Genomic DNA, 269 nt, shown 5'->3' with positions numbered 1-269 from the left:
CGCCTCTTCGCCTTCTTGTCGGCCGCGTGGCCCGGGAAGGTGCGGGTCGGCGAGAACTCGCCGAACTTGTGCCCGACCATCTCCTCGGTGACGTATACCGGGATGTGCTTCTGCCCGTTGTGCACACCGAAGGTGAGCCCGACGAACTGCGGGAGGTTCGTGGAGCGGCGGCTCCAGATCTTGATGACCTCGGAGCGCGAGGAGCCCCGCGCCGCCTCGGCCTTCTTGAAGAGGTAGCCGTCGACGAACGGCCCCTTCCAGAGAGAGCG

At 66.5% G+C, this 269-nt stretch carries 1 protein-coding gene; it reads right to left on the bottom strand.

Features of this window, described 5'->3' with window-relative positions; translation table 11 throughout:
- A partial coding sequence (rpsS, locus tag KZZ06_RS20955) for a 30S ribosomal protein S19 (RefSeq protein WP_219581885.1) occupies positions 1-269 on the bottom strand: 269 nt, incomplete at both ends.

The sequence above is a fragment of the Sulfitobacter sp. CW3 genome (genome assembly GCF_019392245.1).
GTDB lineage: Bacteria > Pseudomonadota > Alphaproteobacteria > Rhodobacterales > Rhodobacteraceae > Sulfitobacter.
Note: the sequence above shows the minus strand (reverse complement) of the source record. Positions and strands in the feature narration are given on the sequence as shown.